We start from the raw sequence: 713 nt of genomic DNA on the forward strand, positions 1-713 counted from the left end.
TCACAAACGTATGCTTTCACTCAACGACGATCGCTGGACTTCACTTGGCCACGCCTACGGTGAATGCCACGACACCGTTGAATGGCTGCGACACCTGCACGACCCGACCGCCGACTTTCACTCTTCGGTGAAATCGTTCGATTACTGGAGCGCTCTATGTCACCAGCAATCCGTCTACACTGCCACGTATGCGACCATTCCTCACTTGGTCAACTTGGTTACGCCTCTTGCCCCCAATAACCCTGATCGCGGCGACTTGCTCTGCTTCGTTGGCTACTCGGTGGCCTGTGCCCACCTTCCGGGCGCTGATGACATTCCCGACTTTCTTCGTGCTGAGTACGAGTCTGCACAAAACGATGCGGTACCACTGCTCTCTGCTTCAATTCCATTCACGAAGGAAACTGAAAACACCGCCTCTGAACTTCGACACATGATGTCCGCGCTCGCTGCCTGCCGTGGTTATCCCGAACTTGCCTTTATGCTCGCTGACATGGATTGCAGCATCGAATGCCCGAATTGCGACGGTCTCATTGAACCCTTCGAGAGCAATCTGAATCTTCTCGCGGGGCAGTGACGGACAACATGGTTTTTACGCTAGGCCTTCGGCACACCTTCGTTGGTAGGCAACGGGCGCTGGCATTGGTACAATCTTTCGTGATTCAAACTCCACCGCTTCGGTAACGGCGGTGTCGTAAAAACCTTCCGTTGTGCGG

At 54.4% G+C, this 713-nt stretch carries 1 protein-coding gene; it reads left to right on the forward strand.

Annotated features, from left to right (window positions below; all coding sequences use genetic code 11):
* Positions 1 to 574: hypothetical protein (locus RSSM_RS31750; RefSeq protein ID WP_052336066.1), on the forward strand; the 574-nt coding region annotated here is incomplete at its 5' end.
* Positions 575 to 713: the final 139 nt, after the last annotated feature.

The organism is Aporhodopirellula sallentina SM41 (assembly GCF_000346505.1).
GTDB lineage: Bacteria > Planctomycetota > Planctomycetia > Pirellulales > Pirellulaceae > Rhodopirellula > Rhodopirellula sallentina.